At 61.6% G+C, this 18,202-nt stretch carries 12 protein-coding genes and 2 pseudogenes; 6 read left to right on the top strand and 8 right to left on the bottom strand.

Annotated features, from left to right (window positions below; all coding sequences use genetic code 11):
* Nucleotides 1-109 precede the first annotated feature (109 nt).
* A pseudogene (locus tag ACZ5M5_RS22795) lies at nt 110-4,905 on the top strand (RHS repeat-associated core domain-containing protein).
* Nucleotides 4,902-5,321, top strand: coding sequence for a hypothetical protein (locus tag ACZ5M5_RS22790; RefSeq protein ID WP_464738020.1), 420 nt, complete (start codon nt 4,902-4,904; stop codon nt 5,319-5,321). The pseudogene ACZ5M5_RS22795 and the gene ACZ5M5_RS22790 overlap by 4 nt, the downstream one beginning before the upstream one ends.
* A 202-nt stretch (nt 5,322-5,523) precedes the next feature.
* Here ACZ5M5_RS22790 and ACZ5M5_RS22785 read toward each other — a convergent pair.
* Both ACZ5M5_RS22785 and ACZ5M5_RS22780 read right to left on the bottom strand, forming a co-directional pair.
* A pseudogene (locus ACZ5M5_RS22785) lies at nt 5,524-7,310 on the bottom strand (bifunctional diguanylate cyclase/phosphodiesterase).
* Between the two features lie 118 nt (nt 7,311-7,428).
* Nucleotides 7,429-9,507 (bottom strand): carboxy terminal-processing peptidase, encoded by a 2,079-nt coding sequence (locus ACZ5M5_RS22780; RefSeq protein ID WP_177431744.1) that lies wholly within the window; start codon nt 9,505-9,507, stop codon nt 7,429-7,431.
* A 139-nt stretch (nt 9,508-9,646) separates the two neighbouring features.
* Between ACZ5M5_RS22780 and ACZ5M5_RS22775 the strand changes: the two genes are divergently transcribed.
* From ACZ5M5_RS22775 to ACZ5M5_RS22760, 4 genes are all read left to right on the top strand, one after another.
* Nucleotides 9,647-10,609 carry a zinc-binding dehydrogenase gene (locus tag ACZ5M5_RS22775; RefSeq protein ID WP_060741103.1) on the top strand — a complete coding sequence of 321 codons (963 nt, stop codon included), beginning with the start codon at nt 9,647-9,649 and terminating at the stop codon, nt 10,607-10,609.
* Between the two features lie 319 nt (nt 10,610-10,928).
* The gene (locus tag ACZ5M5_RS22770) at nt 10,929-11,270 is read left to right on the top strand and encodes a DUF1326 domain-containing protein (protein ID WP_464738019.1); all 342 of its coding nucleotides are present in this window, start codon (nt 10,929-10,931) and stop codon (nt 11,268-11,270) included.
* Entirely contained in the window at nt 11,267-11,563 is a 297-nt protein-coding gene (locus ACZ5M5_RS22765) for a DUF1326 domain-containing protein (RefSeq protein ID WP_464738018.1), read from the top strand. The genes ACZ5M5_RS22770 and ACZ5M5_RS22765 overlap by 4 nt, the downstream gene beginning before the upstream one ends.
* A complete protein-coding gene (locus ACZ5M5_RS22760) occupies nt 11,563-12,351 on the top strand; it encodes a DUF2182 domain-containing protein (RefSeq protein WP_103310920.1) in 789 nt (262 codons plus the stop codon). Before ACZ5M5_RS22765 ends, ACZ5M5_RS22760 begins: the two co-directional genes overlap by 1 nt.
* A 124-nt stretch (nt 12,352-12,475) precedes the next feature.
* Here ACZ5M5_RS22760 and ACZ5M5_RS22755 read toward each other — a convergent pair whose 3' ends face one another.
* From ACZ5M5_RS22755 to ACZ5M5_RS22730, 6 genes are all read right to left on the bottom strand, one after another.
* Nucleotides 12,476-13,129 (bottom strand): HAD family hydrolase, encoded by a 654-nt coding sequence (locus ACZ5M5_RS22755; RefSeq protein ID WP_060741106.1) that lies wholly within the window; start codon nt 13,127-13,129, stop codon nt 12,476-12,478.
* Between the two features lie 34 nt (nt 13,130-13,163).
* A complete protein-coding gene (locus tag ACZ5M5_RS22750) occupies nt 13,164-14,153 on the bottom strand; it encodes an ABC transporter ATP-binding protein (RefSeq protein ID WP_060741107.1) in 990 nt (329 codons plus the stop codon).
* Nucleotides 14,150-14,950 (bottom strand): ABC transporter permease, encoded by an 801-nt coding sequence (locus ACZ5M5_RS22745; RefSeq protein ID WP_060741108.1) that lies wholly within the window; start codon nt 14,948-14,950, stop codon nt 14,150-14,152. Before ACZ5M5_RS22745 ends, ACZ5M5_RS22750 begins: the two co-directional genes overlap by 4 nt.
* Nucleotides 14,937-15,773: an ABC transporter permease gene (locus tag ACZ5M5_RS22740; RefSeq protein WP_162491260.1), complete on the bottom strand. Its 837-nt coding sequence runs from the start codon at nt 15,771-15,773 to the stop codon at nt 14,937-14,939. Before ACZ5M5_RS22740 ends, ACZ5M5_RS22745 begins: the two co-directional genes overlap by 14 nt.
* A gap of 5 nt (nt 15,774-15,778) precedes the next feature.
* Nucleotides 15,779-16,585 (bottom strand): alkaline phosphatase family protein, encoded by an 807-nt coding sequence (locus ACZ5M5_RS22735; RefSeq protein ID WP_464738017.1) that lies wholly within the window; start codon nt 16,583-16,585, stop codon nt 15,779-15,781.
* A gap of 215 nt (nt 16,586-16,800) precedes the next feature.
* On the bottom strand, nt 16,801-17,868 hold the full coding sequence (locus tag ACZ5M5_RS22730; RefSeq protein ID WP_464738016.1) for an ABC transporter substrate-binding protein: 1,068 nt from the start codon (nt 17,866-17,868) through the stop codon (nt 16,801-16,803).
* Nucleotides 17,869-18,202 lie beyond the last annotated feature (334 nt).

Here is an 18,202-nt window from a genome sequence, read left to right as displayed (position 1 = left end):
CTTAATTCCCCCGTCATCCCCGGCACAGTCTCGCGCTCCCTGAGTGCTGCGAGACGCTGCCCATGTTCGACCGTTTTTTCCTGCCGGCCCTTGAGCGAGCCTTGCCCTGATGGAGCAGGTGAACCGTATCGAGCAGGAACTCGACAGTTTCAAGGACACCCTGTCGGTCTACCGCGACCAACTTGAGCGCTGGTACAGCCGGGCGGCGGACCGAGCCAGCCACGCGGCCGACTTGCCCTCGCTGATGGGCATGGAGCGGCTGATCCGCTTCGGCGACAGCACCACCGTCGTCAGCAGCGGTGACGATGATTTCCTCTCCACGGTCGTCCAGTGCCCCCTGGGTGGGGTGATGACGATCGAGAGCAAGTTCGAGTCGGTGTACGACATCCCGCTGGGCGACATCGTGGTGGATGTGGTGGAGGTGAACAGCGGCAAGGTCACGCCGGTGACCCTGGACGCCCAGGGGCTCGGGACTTTCGAGGGGGAGGCGGGCAAGTCCTATCGGGTTCATGTCCAGGACAAGGTGTCTCCCGGGCAGATCGAGACGCTGTTTTCTTCCTACGATGGCTTGACTCGGGATCTGACGGACTGGCTACGGGGTGAGTGGCAAGGCTTCAAGCCGCGATGGGCCCGGCAGTCCTTGGCGACATCGGCGGCTGCGGTGGGGAACGGGTTGCTCGCCGGCAGTTGGGCGGCGATCGAGGGTGTGTGGGACAGCATCAGCCTGTTGTCGGACATTCTCAAGGATCCTGGTCAGTTTGTTGATCGATTGGGTGACAGCGCCGATCAGTTGAAGAAACTGGCACGAGACACGCCGCTGCTGATGGCGAAGCTGCAACTGCTGGCCAGCGACGAAGCGGCGCTGTGCCTGTTGGTGCGTACCGCCAGCCTCTGGCTGGAGATGCTGCCGCCCAGCGAAGTCGCCGGCGACACGGCCGAAGCACTCTCGACCGTGGTGGTGCAGTGCGTGATCGACTTGCTGATCGGCGTGGTCTTGACCTTTGCCGGTGCGGGGGCCGGGATCGCCTACCTGTCGATGCGGTTGGCCAGGCACGGCGCAACCCTGCTGAACGCCATGCAGCGTTTCGTCAAGGCGATCTTCGCGGTGGTCAACGGCTTCATGGCCTACGTGGACCGCTACAAAACCGTGGCGGCGCGCGGCGTCGCGGCGGGAATAAAAAAAGGCCGGCTGCAACTGCGCTGGGATGCGCAGCGCAACACCACGCTGAAAAAACACGAACCCCACGACGCCGCCCCGGCCCAATCGAAAAACCCCAACGGCGACAGCGCCGACACCGTGGCCCAGACCCAGACCAGCGGCTGTCCGGTGTCGATGGTCACCGGCGAAGAACTGCTGACCCTGGACGATGGCACCCTCGACGGCCGCTTGCCGTTCGTCTTCACCCGGCTGTACCGCACCAGCGCCGCCGCCCTGGACGTCGGCCTCGGGCGCGGCTGGAGCCATGCCCTGGCCCATCGCCTGGAGCTCAAGGGCGAGCAGATCACCTGGGTCGACCAGGAAAATCGCCGCACGATCTTTCCATTGCCCACCGCCCAACGCCCGGCGATCCACAACAGCCTGGCCCGGGCGGCGATCTACCTGGGGGCCGCGCCGGACGAACTGATCATCGCCCAGCCCGGGGAAAACGCCCCGTTCCTGCACTTTCGCGACGGCCACCTGATCGCCCTCAGTGACCGCTACGACAACCGCCTGACCGTCCAGCGCAACATCCACGGCGACATCAGCCGCCTGGACAACGGCGCCGGGCGCTCCCTGCGCCTGCGTTACGAACAGCGCCACTTGGTCGCCGTCGACTACCAGAGCTTCCACCCGGCCCTCACCCTCGACGAAGCCTGGCGGACCGAGCAGACGCTGGTGTCCTACCGCTACGACGGACGTTTCCGACTGATCGAAGCGACCAATGCCGCCGGTGAAAGCGAACGCTACGACTACGACGACCAGCACGTCATCCTCCAGCGGCAACTGGCCGGCGGCGCGAGTTTCTACTGGGAGTGGCAAGGCGTCGGGCCGGCGTCCCGCTGCGTACGGCATTGGGCCTCCTTCGCGCAGATGGACAGCCGCTACACCTGGAGCGAGGACGGCCGTGTCACGGTCCGGCACCTGGATGGCAGCCAGGAAGTGTATGTCCACGACGACCGGGCGCGGTTGGTGCGCAAGGTCGAGCCCGACGGCGGCGAGCACCTCAAGGCCTACGACGAACAGGGCCGCTTGATCGCCGAACAGGACCCGCTGGGGGCGGTCAGCGAATACCGCTACGACGACGTCGGACGGCTGGTGGCGCTGATTCCGCCGGACGAAGCGCCGACTTCCTACGAGTACCGCAACGGCTTCCTGCACGCCCGGTCCCGCGGCAAGGCCGTGTGGACCTACCGCCGCAATGCCCGGGGCGATGTGATCGCGAGCATCGATCCCGACGGCCAGCGTACGGAATATGCCTACGACGCCCATGGGCAACTGCTGGCCAGGTATGACCCGGACGGTGGCGAACATCGTTTCACCTGGAGTCGCCTGGGCCAACTGACCGAAGAAGTCCTGCCCCACGGCGGTCGGCGGTGTTTTGCCTACGACGCCCTGGGGCGTTTACTCAGCCGCCGGGACGAACACGGCGCCCTCACGCACTACCAATGGGACGCCGTCGGCCGCCTGCTGCAAGTCACCCTGCCCACCGGTGCGACCCGGGCCTGGAGCTACAACGCCTACGGCAAGGTCATCGCCGAGCGCGACGAGCAGGGCCGAACCACCCGCTACGAATACGCCGACGACCTGCACCTGGTCAGCCGCCGCCTGAACCCTGACGGCAGCGAGCTGAAGTACCGCTACGACTCGGCGCGGCTGTTGCTGACCGAGATCGAAAACGAATCCGGCGAACGCTATCAGCTGGACTACACGGCCAACGGCTTGATCCGACAGCAAGTCGGCTTCGACGGCCAACGCACCGCCTACGCCTACGACCTCAACGGCCACCTGCTGGAGAAAACCGAGCACGGCGAGGACGGTTCGCAACGGCTCACCCGCTACCAGCGTGACGCGGCCGGGCGATTGCGGATCAAGACCTTGCCCGACGGCCAGGCCATCGAATACCGCTACGACGAACTGGGCCGGCTGGTCCAGGTCGACGACGGCAGCGATCACCCGCTGGCCTTCGAATACGATGCCCAGGATCGGCTGGTCACGGAACACCAGGGCTGGGGCACCCTGCGTTATCGCTACGATGCCTGCGGGCGCCTCAACCACCTGCGCCTGCCGGACGACAGCCAGCTCGACTACCACCACGCCCCCGGTGGCGCGCTGACCGCCATCGACCTCAACGGCGCGCGCCTGACCGAACACCGCGTTGACGGCGGCCGCGAACGGCAACGCCGGCAGGGCCAGCTGCTCAGTGATTACACGTACGACGAACAGGGCCGCCTCAAGGCCCAGACCGTGTGGCAGAACCCCCAGCAACAACTGTTCTGGCGCGACTATGCCTACAGCCCCCGGGGCAACCTCCAGAGCCTTTCCGACCAGCGAAACCGCCGCCGCTACCAGTACGACCCGCTGGATCGCCTGACCCGCATCGACTTTTCCCACAGCGAACCGCCGGAACATTTCAGCCACGACCCGGCCGGCAACCTGCTGATGCAGGACCGCCCCGGGCCGACCACCCTCAAGGGCAACCGCCTGCTGAGGGAGGGCGACCACCACTACGACTACGACGCCTTCGGCAACCTGATCCGCGAACGCCGCGGCCAGGCCCTGGTCAGCGCCTACCGCTACGACAGCCAACACCGCCTGATCGGCGTCACCACGGCCGACGGCCGCGAAACGTCCTACCGCTACGACGCCTTCGGCCGACGCATCAGCAAGACCGTGGACGGCCTGACCACGGAATTTTTCTGGCAGGGCGACCAGCTCGTCGCCGAAAACAGCCCGCACCACCACCGCAGCTACGTCTACGAACCAGGCACCTTCCGCCCCCTGGCCCTGCTCGACGGCGAAGGCCCCGACGCCCGCCCGTTCTACTACCACCTCGACCACCTGGGCACGCCCCAGGAACTGACCAACCCCACCGGCCAGATCGTCTGGTCGGCGCGCTACAACGGCTACGGCAAACTCACCGAACTCACCCACGGCAGCGCCGAACAACTGGAACAACCGCTGCGCTTCCAGGGCCAATACTTCGACCCGGAAAGCGGCCTGCACTACAACCGGCACCGCTACTACAATCCCGAAACCGGCCGCTATTTGACGCCTGATCCGAGCAAGTTGGCGGGTGGGCTCAATGGGTATCGCTACACGGTGAACCCGACGGGGTGGGTGGATCCGTTGGGGTTGGTGGATTGTCCGGGGAAGGGGGGTGTCGGCCGGCGGTTGGGGATCAGGATCCGGCGGGTAAGGTCCAGGTAGATGAGGGTGAGCCGCGGTTGCCGATGACGGCGGAGCAGCGGCGGGCGCGGATTGATGAGTTGGGGGAGGCGAATGCTAAGAGACGGGTTGTTACTATGGAAGAAAAATACCATATGCACACTGTTGAAAAACACAGTTCGGAAATATCAGATGTAGCGCTCAAACAGCGTGCCATTAACGGTGCGAATCCGCACACGGGTGAAATTCCCAAGGGAGCTAATGGAAGTCTAAGCTCCCAATTTAGCAACTGGCGGATTCATTTGAATGCGCTAAATAAAGCTATGACAAGAGAAAAGCTTGGACTGGATCCGTTTACTGGTGTAGATCACAAAAAAGATAGAGTTGTCAGGCAGGAGTTACCGGGAGCAGGGCGTGGCTATAAACCAAATAAAAAGGATAAACAAAATCCTAAGTTGAACGAAGATTTAAATTGGTTTGAAGTGAAGTTTGGTAAGGGTGGAGTACCTTACACCGGATTTCCTATGGAGAAAAAATGATGCTGATGCACCCTTTTCTAAATGAGGAGTTTGTACCTGACTTGATGTGGTTTGTGGGTCAGTTTGATGTGTATGATCGTGAAGAAACACTCGGGGCAATACTAGAGGTCTACGATCCTGAGAATAAGCGTGACAGATCAGAGTTGATTGTTAAATATGGTTTGGATTTAGATTGCCTATCCTATAGACATAGATATGTATTGGTTGAATTTTTGGGTGACAAGCTTAATGATCCGAACTTTGACTTTAAAGGTTTGTTTGAGATAGACGAAGATTGTGCGGGTAGCTGGCCTCGTGGGGAATGGTATAACTTAAAAAATCCTAAAGAGTTTCTTCAGGATGTTTATGTCTTGGCAAAAGAAACTTGGAAGGAAGATCTCAGAAAAGCAGCCCTTGAAGATCAATCTACTTGGTAGGCCATTTACCACCAAACCGCTTTTGTGGCGAGGGAGCTTGCTCCCGCTGGGCTGCGAAGCGGCCCCAAAACAGCCTGCTCGATCAACCAGACACACCGCGGCGTTGTTCAGAAGGGGGCTGCTACGCAGCCCAGCGGGAGCAAGCTCCCTTGCCACAGGGGTTGCGCCAGGGCGTTCGGGCCGTGGTGAATGGAGAGTCCGCTTACACCGACAACCCCAACTCCACCACAGCCTCCCGCTCAGCCAAACCATCTACTAAATACACACTCCCCCCAAAATCTCCTTGGCATGGTGCTTGGCCTGGGAAGCCAGTTCCGCCAGTTGGCTGGCATCCAGTTTCTCGCAGGCCTCGGCGCGCAGATGCACCACCCCAATCGACAGCGACAACAGCGCAAAATCCTGGCGAACCCCCTGTCGATTCAGTGCGGTAAAGCACCCCGCCTCCAGATGTTCAGGCCGGTAGAAGCGCCGGCAATGGGTCTGGAAGTCGCTCAGCAATTGGTCCAGGCGTTTGCGCCAGTCTTCCGGGCCGAGGACCAGCAGGAAGTCGTCGCCGCCGATGTGGCCGACGAAGTCGCGGCTGGGGTCGATGCGTTCGTTCAGGCATTGGGCCAGGCACAGCAGGACTTCGTCGCCGCGGCCGTAGCCGTAGATGTCGTTGAAGGGTTTGAAACTGTCGATGTCCACGTAACAGATCACCGATTCCTGCCGTTGTTGCAGCAGGCGCGTGAGGCATTGCTGGATCGGGACGTTGCCCGGCAGCAGGGTCAATGGGTTGGCGTAGCGGGCCTGTTGGATTTTCAGCTCGGTGATGAGCTTGAGCACATCGATTACCCGACCCAGGCCCAGGTAGCTGCCGTTGAGGGTGATGATGAAGTCTTCTTCGATGCGTTGTCGGGCGCGGCTGGTGATCAGGCGACTGACTTGTTGCAGCGATTGGTTCAACTCCACCGCGAGAAAGTCATCGCTCATCAGCCGGCTGATAGGCTTGCGGGCGAACAGGTCGGTGGCGAAGGGTTTGAGCAAGGCATCGGAGAGTGAATGGCGATGGACGATGCCGCAGGGCTGGTTCTGATTGTCCAGTACCGCCAGGGAGTTGAGGTTGGCCTGGCGCCGAAACGCTTCCAGCACGGTGGCGGTCGGTGTGTCGTGGGCCATCGCCGGTTGTTCGTTGAGCAGCGCACTGAGGTCGTTGATCTCATCGCTCAGCGCCGCCACGCCGCTGTCCTGCCTGGGCATCAGCGCCCTGGCATCGCGTGACGGTTGTTCCTGGGGGCGGGCCAGCAGATAACCCTGGACCAGGTCGACACCCATTTCGATCAGCACCGCCAGTTCTTCCGGCAGTTCGATTCCCTCGGCAATCACCTGGGCGCGGGAAGCCCGGGCGATTTTCAGGATCGAGCCCACGAACTCGCGCTTGAGGGCGTCCTGATGGATGCCGTCGATGAAATGCCGGTCGATCTTCACATAGTCGGGTCGCAATTCGGACCACAGCCGCAGGCTCGAATAACCGGCGCCGAGGTCGTCCAGGGCAATCGAGAAACCCATGGCCCGGTAGTGATGCAGGGCGGTTTGCAGGAGCTGGAAGTCATCGATAGGGGTCTGTTCGGTCAGTTCGATCACCACCTGGCTGGGTGCGATGCCGAAGTCTTGCAGCAATTGCAGTGTGCGCCCCGTCTGGTGCGCGGATTCCAGCAGGGACTCGGGCGAGACGTTGAGAAATAGCTTGCCCGGCAGTTTTTGCTCGTTGAAGCGTTGGCAGGCGCTGCGGCGGCAGGCCAGCTCCAGCTCGCTGAGGCGTCCGGCCTGGCGCGCCACGGAGAGCAGCGCGATGGGCGAGTGCAGCGGGCTGTTGGAAGGGCCGCGGGTCAAGGCTTCATAGCCCACGATGCGCCTTTCGGAAAGACAGATGATCGGTTGGAACAGACTGTGCAAACCGCTTTGAGCCAGGATCGAACTCAAGGCACTCAGCTGTTCTGTCGTGGTCATGGCAATCTCTGGCGATAAAAAAAGGACCGGGTGCGGGGCACCCAGTCCTGTATTTCACGACAGACTGATGTCAGTTTGATGACACTCCGACGAGCATCACCATTAAATGGCCATCACCTTAGTGCTTGGCGATCGCCGTATTGAGTTTCAGGTAATCCAGCAGGATCCGCCCGGTCTCGCTCAGGTAGGCATCGTCTTCCGGCTTGGTTTTCTCCGGCTCGGTGATCAGGTCTTCGTCTTCTTTCTTCAGCTCTTTGAGGGGTTCTTCGCCCTTGGCCTTGCGACGCAGGTTTTCCATGGCCAGTTGCTTGGCCTCGATGTCGGCATGCTGCGCACGACGGTCGGTTTCGTTGAGGGTGACGGTTTTCTCCATCATCAACTTCTGCGCCAGGGCCAGCTTGTCGCGGATGAACACGAACTCCGCATCCTGGGCCGAGCGCGCGTCGTGGTCGGACTTGAGTTGGGCCAGGAACGGCTTGAAGGGGTCAACGGCCGGTTTGATCGCCGGCCGGATGGTGTCCCACGGCATGGCTTCGGGCAGGGCGCTTTCACCGATTTCCTTGGTGTCGATGATCGACGGGTAATCGATGTCAGGCAGTACGCCCTGATGCTGGGTGCTCTGGCCGGACACCCGGTAGAACTTCGCCAGGGTCAGCTTCAGCTCGCCATGGTTGAGCGGCTGGATGGTCTGCACGGTGCCTTTGCCGAAGGTCTGGCCGCCGATGATCAGTGCCCGGTGATAGTCCTGCATGGCACCGGCGAAAATCTCCGAGGCCGACGCCGACAAGCGGTTGACCAGCAAGGCCATCGGCCCCTTGTAGAACGCGCCCGGGTTTTCGTCTTCCAGCACATCCACTCGGCCATCGGCGTTACGCACGAGCACGGTCGGGCCCTTGTCGATGAACAGGCTGGTCAGCTCGGTGGCTTCCTGCAGGGAGCCGCCGCCGTTGTTGCGCAAGTCGATGACTACGCCGTCGACCTTTTCCTTCTGCAGCTCGGTCAGCAGCTTCTTGACGTCACGAGTGGTGCTCTTGTAGTCCGGATCCCCGGCGCGGAAGGCCTTGAAGTCCAGGTAGAAAGCCGGGATCTCAATGATGCCGAGCTTGTAGTCCTTGCCGTCCTGCTTGAGGTTGAGGACCGATTTCTTCGCCGCCTGTTCTTCCAGTTTCACCGCTTCACGGGTGATGGCCACGATTTTGCTGGTCTGGTCGTTCGGCGCGTTGCTGGCCGGGATGACTTCCAGGCGCACCACCGAGCCTTTCGGGCCGCGGATCAGCTTGACCACTTCGTCGAGGCGCCAGCCGACCACGTCGACCATTTCCTTGTTGCCTTGGGCGACACCGATGATCTTGTCCGCCGGGCTGACCTGTTTGGTTTTGTCAGCGGGACCCGCCGGAACCAGGCGCACGATCTTCACCTGGTCGTTGTCGCTTTGCAGCACGGCACCGATGCCTTCCAGGGACAGGCTCATGTTGATGTCGAAGTTTTCCGCGTTATCCGGCGACAGATAGTTGGTGTGCGGGTCGTAGGACATGGCAAAGGTGTTGATGTACGCCTGGAAAATGTCCTCGGCGCGGGTCTGGTCCAGGCGCGCCAATTGGTTCTTGTAGCGCTTGGTCAGGGTTTCCTGGATCTGCTTGGGATCCTTGCCGGCGATCTTCATGCGCAGCACTTCGTCCTTGACGCGCTTGCGCCACAGGTCATCGAGTTCGGCTGTGCTTTTGAGCCAAGGGGCGTCCTTGCGGTCGACCTGCAAGGTTTCCTTGGTATTGAAATCGATTTTGTCGACGCCCTTGTTCAGCTCGGCAAGGGCGTAGTCCAGACGCGCCTTCACGCGGTCCAGGTAGCGCTTGTAGATGGTGAACCCGGCGTTCAGGTCGCCGCTCTTGAGGAAATCGTCGAACTGGGTTTTCCACTTGTCGAATTCGGCGATGTCGCTGGCCAGGAAATAACTGCGGGACGGATCGAGCAGCTTCAAATAGCTGTCATAGATGATGACCGAGCGCGCGTCATCGAGCGGCGGCTTGCTGTAGTGATGGCGCTTGAGCAATTCGACGACATTAAGGCTGGCAATCACTTCGTCGCGATCGGGCTGAAGCTTGTCCCAGCTGTTGGCTGCGAACGTATCGTTCGACAACGGTAACAGGCCGAGGCCAATGACGAGCGCGAGGGCGGTGCTGGGGAACAGGTGCTTCATGCTGATTCGACGCAGGGACAATTGATAACGCATATTAGGCCGTCTTTGAAGTCGCCGGTTCCATGTGGCCCGGGCGCATAATGCAAGAAAGCCCGGCGTTGAAGCAGCGGGCCCAGTCGAGACTCACTATGGAGGCACCGTGAAAGCATTGCAAGGCGTTGAAGGCCAAGTGGTATGGGCAGATGAGCCGAGCCCGACGTGTGATGTGGGGCAAGTTCGCATCCGTGTGGCGGCCGCCGGCCTGAATCGGGCCGATTTGTTGCAAAAAGCCGGGCTTTACCCGCCGCCACCCGGCGCTAGCCAGGTGTTGGGGCTGGAGTGTTCCGGGGTGATCAGCGAGGTCGGGCCGGGCTCGTCCTGGCAGGTGGGTGACCGCGTTTGTGCGCTGCTGGCCGGCGGTGGGATGGCCGAGGAGGTGGTGGTCGATGGCCGTCACGTGCTGCCGGTGCCCGAGGGCTTGTCCTTGGCTGAAGCGGCCGCGCTGCCTGAGGTCTACAGCACCGCGTGGCTGAATCTGTTCCAGCTGGCGGCGCTCAAGCCGGGCGAGAAAGTGCTGCTGCATGCCGGGGCCAGCGGCGTCGGTTCGGCCGCGATCCAGTTGTGCAAGGCGTTCGGCAACCCGTGCTGGGTCAGTGTCGGTTCGACCGAACGGCTGTCTTATTGCGAGGCCTTGGGCGCCCAAGGCGGCGTGGTACGCACCGATGGCCTGGAGGGTTTGAACGACCTCGCTCCCTTCGACGTGATCCTCGATCCGGTGGGTGGCAGCTACGCCAAGCTCAACGTGAAACTTTTGTCAGTTGACGGCCGTTGGGTGTTGATCGGCCTGATGGGGGGGCGCTCGACCGAGCTCGATCTGGCCCAGGTGCTGGGCAAGCGTATCCAACTGCTCGGCTCGACCCTGCGCAGCCGTGACGATCAGTTCAAGGCTGACTTGATCAGTGAGCTGGGGCAACAGGTGTGGCCGCTGTTTGCCGACAAGCGCCTGAGCCCGCAGTTGGCCCGGACCTTCGCAATCAAGGACGCCGAAGCGGCGTTCGCGGAGCTGGCGACCAACCAGGTGTCGGGCAAGTTGGTGTTGCTGATCGACGAGAGCCTGAGCTGACTTTGCGCAGACTTGTGGGAGCGAGCTTGCTCGCGTTAGCGGTGTGACAGTCAACAAAGTTGTTGAGTGTGCGACCGTCATCGCGAGCAAGCTCGCTCCCACAGGTGTCTTTATTTGCAGGAGCATTTGCATGCTTGCACCGATATGACGGGCACCTTCATCCCAATTGACAGTGGCTTGCACCGTTGACCGGCGACCACGGGCAAGCGGACCTTTGGTCGGCAGCCCGTACCCGATGCGCGCCCCCTGCTAGCGTTAATTAAGGGGGGATGGGGGTAACCGCAGCTTTCATTTCACCCGCCAGGTGAAGAGGTTGATCATGGCCATCGCCGAATGGCGCATGCAGGGCGTCGAATTCGTTGCCTGCAACTGTAATTGGGGCTGTCCTTGTCAATTCGATGCGCCACCGACCCGGGGCCACTGCCAGGCGGTGGCGTCGATGCGAGTGGAGCACGGGTATTTCAATCAGGTGGCGCTGGGAGGTTTGTGCTGGGCTGCCACCTTCGCTTGGCCGGGCGCTATTCATGAGGGTAACGGCAGTTGTCAGGTGTTCATCGATGAACGCGCCGACGAGGCGCAACGCCAGGCCCTGCTGACCATCCTCTCTGGCCTGGAGAGCGACCCGGGGCCAACGTGTTCCAGGTGTTCAGCAGCACCATGAGTGAAGCATTCGAACCGCTGTTCGTGCCCATCACCCTATCCATCGATGTCGATCAGCGCTTGGCGCACCTGGACATTCCAGGCGTGCTGCAGGCCAGCGGCGAGCCGATCCGTAGCCCGATCGACGGCTCACCTCATCGAGTCCGCCTGTCCCTGCCCAACGGCTTCGAGTTCCTTGAGGCCGAAGTCGCCAGCGGCAGCTACCAGACGCATTCAGCCCTCAAGCTACAGTCCCAGGGCAGTCATAGCCATCTCGCCCACGTACACTTCACCGGCCATGGCATAGAGCCGTAATGGCAGGGCCTCGGGCGGCGACGCCGAGCAAGCGACTGACAGGCGAGCAGTTGCTGTTCCTGCTCTGCCTGCTCGCGCTGACCGTCCTGGCCTGGCTGATGCTGCTGCGCATGGCCCGCGACATGAGTGCGCCGGGTGGCATGGCCGATGCGGCAATGGCCGGTATGGTCATGCCCTGGAGCCTGAGCGATGCGCTGCTGATGTTCGTCATGTGGGTGGTGATGATGATCGGCATGATGCTGCCCAGTGCCGTACCCATGCTGCTGATCTACCAGCAGATGCTGCGCAAGCGCATGCCGGCACCGCAGCGACACCTGGCCCTGCTGCTGTTTTGCAGCGCCTATGGTCTGGTCTGGGCCGGCTTCGCCCTGGGCGCCACGGCGCTGCAATGGGCGCTCGAGCGGCTCGCCCTGCTCAGTCCGGGGATGCGCAGCAGCAGTACCGCCCTGGGCGCTGGCCTGCTGCTGGTCGCAGGCGTCTATCAGTGGCTGCCGAGCAAGGCGGTCTGCCTTGAGCATTGTCGCGGGCCGCTGCATTTTCTTCTCAGCTACTGGCGCCCCGACGTGCTCGGCGGCTGGCGCATGGGCCTGGCCCATGGCGCTTACTGCCTGGGCTGCTGCTGGGCCCTGATGGGCCTGCTGTTCGTGGTCGGCGTGATGAATCTGCTCTGGGTGGCAGTGATCGGTGCTTTCATTCTGTTGGAGAAAAACCTGCCGCAGGGACTCTGGCTCAGTCGTCTCTGCGGATTGTTGTTGCTCGGCTGGAGCCTGTGGCTGCTGCTGGGCTAGGGGCTGAAGCTGTGGGAGCTGAGCCCGTGGGAGCTGAGCTTGCTCGCGATTGCGGTGTATCAGCTAAATCAATGTCTGCTGATCCACCGCTATCGCGAGCAAGCCCGCTCCCACACCGGGCTGCTCACTTCCAGCTATGGATTGGCCACCCGGCCGATTCGGCATGGGCCTTCAACACCGGGTCCGGGTTCACCACGTGCGGGTGATCGACCTTGAGCAACAACGGCAGGTCGTTGCGCGAGTCGGAATAGAAACTCGCGCCTTCCAGGTTCTCCTCCTCGGCATCCAGCCAATCCAGCAACCGCGCGATCTTGCCTTCGCGGTAGGTCAGGGTGCCCACGGTCTTGCCGCTGTACACGCCATGGGCCACTTCAAGCTCGATCGCCAGGATCTCATCGATGCCCAGGCGTTCGGCAATCGGCTTGACCAGATGCGTGCCCGAGGCCGAGATCACCAGGATCCGGTCGCCGGCCTTGCGGTGTTCGGCGATGGTCTTGGTGGCGTCGCTGAAGATGATCGGTTCGATGAAGTCTTCCACCCACGGCGCCACCAGGTGCTCGATTTCCTCCGGTGTGCGGCCGATCATCGGTTCCAGGCTGAAGTCCATGTACTCTTCCATGCTCAGCTTGCCGTGGCTGTAGGCGTCCATCAGCTCGTTGTTGCGCCGCATGAACGACTCGGGATCGACCCAGCCCAGGCGACCCATCTGTTCACTCCAGAGGGTGGCGCAGTCGCCGTGGATCAGGGTTTCGTCCAGATCAAAAATTGCCAGGGCCATCAGCGTGTTTCCCTTTTCAAAATCAACAAAGCCATCAGGCTACCTCACACAGCGCCGATGGATCGATGGAAAGTGCCAACCGTGCGCCATCGGGGTGCAGGTCGGCGGCCGAGCGGTTGAGCACATCCACCACCAATTCCACGCCACGGGCCTCGACCCGGTAGCGGATGACGTTGCCCAGCAGGCTGTGGCTGCGGATCAGCGCATCGGCCTGGCCGCTGCGGCTCAGTTCGATGGCCTCGGGGCGGATGGCGATGCGACCGTTCACCGGCCGCTGCAGCAGTTTGCTCGCGCTGTCGGCGTCCAGCAGGTTGTAGTTGCCGATGAAGCCGGCGGCAAAGACATCGACTGGCGCAGTGTAAAGGGTTTCGGCATCGCCGCTTTGTACGATCTTTCCCTGGTTCATCAGGAAAATCCGGTCAGACATGGTCAGGGCTTCTTCCTGGTCATGTGTGACGAAAATCGTGGTCAGGCCCAATTCACGCTGGATCTGTCGGATCTGTTCACGCAAGTGCTTGCGAATCCGCGCATCCAGGGCTGACAGCGGCTCGTCCAGCAACAACAGGCGCGGCCGCGTGACCAGGGAGCGGGCGAGGGCGACACGCTGGCATTGGCCGCCGGAGAGTTGATGGGGATAGCGGGCGGCAAAATCGTGCAGCTCCACCAGGCGCAGGATCTCCAGCACGCGCTGGCGACTGTCCGAGGCGTCGACCTTTTGCATGCGCAGGCCGAAGGCGACGTTTTGCTCCACGGTCATGTTCGGGAACAAGGCGTAGCTCTGGAAGACCATGCCGATGCCGCGTTTCTGAGGGCTCAGCGGGACGATGTCCTGTCCGTCGAGGATGATCTGGCCGGCATCCACCGCGGTCAGGCCGGCAATGCAGCGCAACAGCGTGGACTTGCCACAACCGGAAGGGCCGAGCAGGGTGACGAATTCGCCCTTGGCGATCTCGCAGTTGATGTCGCTGAACACCGGGGTGCCGGCATAGCTTTTTTGCAGGTGTTGGACGCTGACGTAGCTCATTGGCTTTTGTCCTTGTTCAAGATATTGGCCGCCCAGGTCAGGACCAGTACGAAGAAGAAATAGGAGATCACCAGCGCACTGGTGAAGTGGCCGCTGCTGTTGCGCATGTTGTTCAGGTAGACCTGCAGGGTTTCATAGCGGGTGCCGACGAGGATGTTGGCAAACACGAATTCGCCGAACAGGAACGAGAAGGACAGCAGCAGCGCCACCATCAGGCCCTTGCGCAGGTTCGGCAGCACCACCAGGAACGCGGCCTGGAAGGTGCTGGCGCCAAGCAGTTGGGCGGCGTCCATCAGGTCGCGCAGGTTGATGGCTTGCAGGTTGTTGGTGATCGCCCGGTACATGAACGGCAGGGCGACGGTGAAGTAGCAACCGATCAGGATCCACGGCGTACCGACCATCGCCAGCGGTCCGGAGCCATAGAGTTGCAACAGCCCCACCGACGACACCACGGGCGGCACCGCGAACGGCAGCAGGATGAGGATGTTCATCAGTGCGTCGAGTTTGGGGAAGTGGTAGTGCACCACGAACAGCAACGGCAGGATCAACACCACCGAGAGCACCAGCGCACCGACACAGACCAGCAACGATTGACCGAAGGCGTGGAGAAAGCGCGGATCGCTCCACAACTGCACATACCATTTGAAGGTGAAGCCGCTGGGTAGCACGGTGGCCGACCAACTGCTGGCGATGGAGTAGACCAGCGTGCCGGCCAGGGGCAGCAGCAGGATGGCGAACAGCAGGTACACCACCGCCCGATGATAGAGCCCGACGGAGCCCGGTTCAGCGCGAGACATGGTAGCTCCTCTTGAGCAGCAACTGATGGACGATGGTCACGATGGTCATCAACGCCACCAGCACCACGGCCAGGGCGCTGGCCAGGTTCGGATCGAGGGAAATGTCGCCGGAGACCATGGCGGCGATTCGGATCGGCAGCACGTTGAAGTTACCGGTGGTCAACGCGTAGACCGTGGCGTAGGCGCCGAGGGCGTTGGCCAGCAGGATCACGAAGGTGCCCAGCAGTGCCGGGGTCAGCACCGGCAAGCCGATGTGCCGCCAGAACTGCCAGCCGCTGGCACCGAGCAACTCGGCGGATTCGCGCCAGTCTTCGCGCAGGGCGTCGAAGGCCGGGTAGAGCAGCAGCACGCCGAGGGGAATCTGGAAGTAGGTGTAGAGAATGATCAGCCCGGTTTTCGAATACAGGTTGAAATCCTCGATGATCCCCGCTTGCTTGAGCATGATCGTGATGCTGCCGTTGAACCCCAGCAAAATGATGAAGGCGAAGGCCAGGGGCACGCCGGCGAAGTTGCTGGTCATGTTGGCGAAGGCATTGACGAAGTTGCGCAGCCGTGAATCCACACGGCGCAGTGAGTAGCTGCCGAGCACGGCGATGACGATGCCGAACACACTGGACCAGAAGCTGATCTCCAGGCTGTGCTGGATGGCTTGCAGGTAGAACTTGGAACTGAAGATCTTGCTGAAGTTGGCCAGGCCCCAGCCGAATTCTTCCGATTCCAGGCTGTTGACCAGCACCCAGAGCAGCGGGGCGATCTGGAACACGATGAAGAAAATCGCGAAGGGCACCAGGCACAACGCTGCCAGCCATTTGCCGCGCGTCATGGCGTTCACTTGAGTAACTCCTGGCAATAGGGTTTGTCGTGGTCGATGCCGAGCAATTGGCAAATGGTGCCGCACAGCTCGGTCTGCCTCGGTGCGGCAGCGGGATCGAAACTGAAGCTGTCACCCAGGACGAACAGCGGCACTTCCCGTTCTTCGGCCAGCAGGCCGTTGTGGGAGCGGTCGTTGTTCATGCCGTGGTCGGAGGTCACCAGCACCTGGTAACCGGCGTCGAGCCAGGCTTGCAGGTAGACCGCCAGGTTGATGTCGGCCGAGCGGGCACTGTTGCGGTATTGCGGGGTATCGAGGCCGTGCTTGTGGCCGGCGTCGTCGATGTTCATCGGGTGCACCAGCAGGAAGTTCGGCAAGTAGCGCTGGCGCAGGTGTTCGGCGTCGGCGAACAGATGGGAATCGGGGTAGTGGTCATTCCAGTAGAAATGCCCGTATTGAATCGGCAGGTCGGGATTGTCGGTGTGACGGTCGCGACCGGCCACGAAGGGTGAAGCGTTGTAGAGCTCGCTGACCCAGTGGTACGCCGCAGCCGCTGTGCTCAGGCCGGCCTGGGTGGCGTAGTGGAAAATGCTGCGCTGGTTCGACAGGCGCGTGACGTTGTTGTGCACGATCCCGCTGTCGATGGGCACGACGCCGGTGAGGATGCATTCGTAGAGTGGGCGGGACAGGGCGGGCAACTCACATTCCAGTTTGTAGAGGGCCGCGCGTCCTGCGCCGACGTAAGCCTGCAAATGCCCCATGGCATGCCGGGCGACCTCATGGTTGAGACCGTCGAGCACCACCAGGATGACGTTGTGCTTCATGGATACCAGGACTCCGGATGGACACCAGAAAACTCGGACTCATCTCGGTCCAGTGTGGGAGCAGGCCTGTGGGAGCAAAGCTTGCTCGCGATGCTGGCGACACGGTGCAACTGTGAGACCGTGTCATCGTTTATCGCGAGCAAACGTTGCTCCCACAAGGGCCTGCTCCCACAATTGGATTGCCAGTGGATATCCGAGCGGGTCTGACTACCGCCTCACTTCATCTCGACGATGACTTGTTCATTCCACATCTGCGGCAGTGCCTTGGAAGTCTTCTCCCACGCATCCGCATCCTTGATCGGGGTCACGCCTTTGTACTGCTCGTTCGGCAGCAGCTTGGCCTGGACCTCTTCCGGCAGTTTCAGATGCTCGGCGCGGATCGGACGGGCGTTGCCCTTGGCCAGGTTGATCTGGCCGGCGTCGCTGAAGATGTACTCGCGGGCCAGCTTGGCGGCGTTCGGGTGCTTGGCGTATTTGTTGATGATGGTGGTGTAGCCGGAGATGACCGAGCCGTCGGACGGAATCAGCACGACGTAATCATCCGGGTTGGCCATCTTGGCCTTGTAGCTCAGGCCGTTGAAGTCCCAGACCACACCGACTTCGACTTCACCTTTTTCCATCGTGGCGATGGTTGGGTTGGCCATGGACAGGCGCCCTTGCTTGGCGATCTCGGCAAACATCAACAGGGCCGGCTGGAGGTTCTTCTCGTCGCCGCCGTTGGCCAGGGCCGCCGCCAGCACGCCGTTGGCGGCCTGGGCCGCGGTGCTCACGTCACCGATGGAGACTTTGTATTTGCCGGTCTTCAGGTCAGCCCATTTGGTCGGCACTTCGGAACCGTGCAGCAGCTTCTTGTTGACGATGAAGGCGATGGTGCCGGTGTAGGCCAATGCCCAGTTGCCGTCTTTGTCCTTGGCCCAGGCGGGCACTTGTTCCCAGGTGCTTGGCTTGTAGGGCTGGACCACGCCCTGCTTGACCGCGATCGGGCCGAACGCCGCCCCGACGTCGCCGATGTCGGCACTGGCGTTGTCTTTTTCGGCGGCGAACTTGGCGATTTCCTGGGCCGAGCTCATGTCGGTGTCGATGTGTTTCAAGCCGTAGACCTTGGCCAGGTCGTCCCAGGTGCCTTTCCAGTTTGCCCAGTCATCGGGCATGCCGACACTGTTGACGGCGCCTTCCGCTTTCGCAGCGGCTTCCAACGTTTTCAGATCGGTGTCAGCGGCCATGGCGGCGGTGCACATGGCAATGGTCGAGCCTAACAGTGATGCCAGGAAAAGCTGTTTCATCCGAAGCTCCTATGGGCGTTTTCAACGCTGCGATTGCGGTTGTGTTGGTCTAGGTCAGCAATACCTGAGCCAATGTAGGCGAGCCCTGTGACATTTTGATGTCGGTGTTGGAGGCTCCAGGAAATACCCGGCTCGTGGAGGTTGGCTGCGAATTAAGCGTAGACCATGGTTAAACAGCTGATATGAAAGGACTTGGCCGTTAATTTGCACGCTGGCACAACGACCGTTCGGCGGCTCTGTCATCTGCCAGTCATGTGCAGTGCCTAGGCTTGCTGGACCCAGAAGTGGATCGATGAACCGTCGATCCTGCCCCGAAACAGTGCTGGCCTAGTCC

The sequence above is a fragment of the Pseudomonas sp. Van50 genome (assembly GCF_055390755.1).
This window is presented reverse-complemented; position numbering and strand designations above follow the sequence as displayed.

What these genes read in the sequence shown, in the direction of transcription:
- ACZ5M5_RS22770 (WP_464738019.1), top strand. Translation starts at nt 10,929, where the DNA reads ATGGCCATCGCCGAATGGCGCATGCAGGGCGTCGAATTCGTTGCCTGC.
- ACZ5M5_RS22790 (WP_464738020.1), top strand. Translation starts at nt 4,902, where the DNA reads ATGATGCTGATGCACCCTTTTCTAAATGAGGAGTTTGTACCTGACTTG.
- ACZ5M5_RS22730 (WP_464738016.1), bottom strand. Translation starts at nt 17,868, where the DNA reads ATGAAACAGCTTTTCCTGGCATCACTGTTAGGCTCGACCATTGCCATG.
- ACZ5M5_RS22780 (WP_177431744.1), bottom strand. Translation starts at nt 9,507, where the DNA reads ATGAAGCACCTGTTCCCCAGCACCGCCCTCGCGCTCGTCATTGGCCTC.
- ACZ5M5_RS22760 (WP_103310920.1), top strand. Translation starts at nt 11,563, where the DNA reads ATGGCAGGGCCTCGGGCGGCGACGCCGAGCAAGCGACTGACAGGCGAG.
- ACZ5M5_RS22735 (WP_464738017.1), bottom strand. Translation starts at nt 16,585, where the DNA reads ATGAAGCACAACGTCATCCTGGTGGTGCTCGACGGTCTCAACCATGAG.
- ACZ5M5_RS22765 (WP_464738018.1), top strand. Translation starts at nt 11,267, where the DNA reads ATGAGTGAAGCATTCGAACCGCTGTTCGTGCCCATCACCCTATCCATC.
- ACZ5M5_RS22740 (WP_162491260.1), bottom strand. Translation starts at nt 15,773, where the DNA reads ATGACGCGCGGCAAATGGCTGGCAGCGTTGTGCCTGGTGCCCTTCGCG.
- ACZ5M5_RS22745 (WP_060741108.1), bottom strand. Translation starts at nt 14,950, where the DNA reads ATGTCTCGCGCTGAACCGGGCTCCGTCGGGCTCTATCATCGGGCGGTG.
- ACZ5M5_RS22755 (WP_060741106.1), bottom strand. Translation starts at nt 13,129, where the DNA reads ATGGCCCTGGCAATTTTTGATCTGGACGAAACCCTGATCCACGGCGAC.
- ACZ5M5_RS22750 (WP_060741107.1), bottom strand. Translation starts at nt 14,153, where the DNA reads ATGAGCTACGTCAGCGTCCAACACCTGCAAAAAAGCTATGCCGGCACC.